At 46.1% G+C, this 1450-nt stretch carries 1 pseudogene; it reads right to left on the reverse strand.

From position 1 onward, the window contains the following. Positions 1–1309 (reverse strand): annotated as a pseudogene (locus R7Z49_RS23260) (Tn3-like element ISShfr9 family transposase); the annotation flags it as partial. Positions 1310–1450 lie beyond the last annotated feature (141 nt).

Genomic DNA, 1450 nt, shown 5'->3' on the forward strand with positions numbered 1-1450 from the left:
TCTTCAGTGGTCCACCGAATGCGATTTCCGTCTGCATCTGTTGAAGTTGGGCGACGACGGCTTCTGAGCCTTTACCGGCCTCACATTCAAGGCACAAGAACACCTGCCTTAACAGTTGCTCCAGGAGATTGCATTGTTCATCGTAATGTTGCCACTGGTACTCTTCCACGGTCCGTTTCTGTTTTTTCAGGTAAAGGCAGAGGGTCTGGATATCCCTGTCATTCATGACCTTCAATGCCTGTTGTCTGACTACTGAGAAGGGTTGATTATCATCAATGTTCTCATCCACAAACAGATGCAGTAACTCTGCCGCTTTCGTGACATTGTCCGCGGCTGACTGCCAGGACAGGAACACTGCTTGTTGTGCAAAGGTGTTGGCAGCTTCTTGTTGCTTGCGGATATGGTAAATGAACCCATCAGTTAACCGTTCCAGTGCCAGTTGTATCCGCTCTGTCAGGTGACATAGCAACCATAGATGCTGCTGTGCGCGTTTGAATCGTTTGAGTTTACTACCGTAATAGTTGATGAGCTCACCGAAGTGTTGTCGATTTTTAAGAGACAGATTAAGCCCATCGATAACGCCATTGATTTGCGTGCGCCATGGCGCTAACTGATGATAAAGGGCAAGCTCTTTTTTAAGTTCAGGTACGGTCAGACTTTTTGCACCGCCTCTGAGCTGGTTCAGGCTTAGTCCGTCATCAATGGCTGTTATGCTGTCCAGAAAGACGTGAAGTTCAGGACTGGTGAGTTGATTAAGTTGGTGCGCCAGGTCTTTTCTGACCTGCTGCATCGCTCTGCTTATCAGTCTCTGGAGTACGGTGTACCTAGGGATAGCAATGCTGTGACTGGTTAGGAATTCAATAGCAGTATCAAAGAGGTAACGCGGCTCCAGCCAGGCATTGCCCACCTGAACAAGGTGGTCGAAAAGAGAATTGAAGTGCTGACTTTCGTCCCATTTGTGATAACCAGCAAGGTCTAATACTTTTGCGTAGAGTCGATCTTTTTGTTTTTGTGAGGGAGTGAATGGTCTGAGCCCCTTGCCGCCAAGCAGCTCTTTACTGATGAACATTAAATCCTTAGAAACCTGCGAGTAAGCGATATCTAGGATGACGGGCTTTGATTTGAAGTATCCCAAAATCGCGACAAAGTAACATCTATGAGCTCTGAGACGAATTGACCGAAAAACTGCCAATTCCGCATCGTTCAGAGAAAAGTACAGACGTTGTTCTTCGATTGAAAAAATGGGTGGGGAATAAAGATCTGCCTGTTCTGCTCTCGTGAGAATAGTAATTTCGTTTTTGATGGCCATATCAGGGCTGTTCCGTATTAAATGTACGATATTTACCTAATTTGCCACACTTATAAGTAGTAACCCACCTCCGCAGCCATTTATTGGTGTGGTCTACAGAGGATTAAGTCTTTTTAGAGGGGAAAATCCCTAGAACCCCAT

Source organism: Vibrio sp. 1562, assembly GCF_033340155.1.
Taxonomy (GTDB): domain Bacteria; phylum Pseudomonadota; class Gammaproteobacteria; order Enterobacterales; family Vibrionaceae; genus Vibrio; species Vibrio alginolyticus.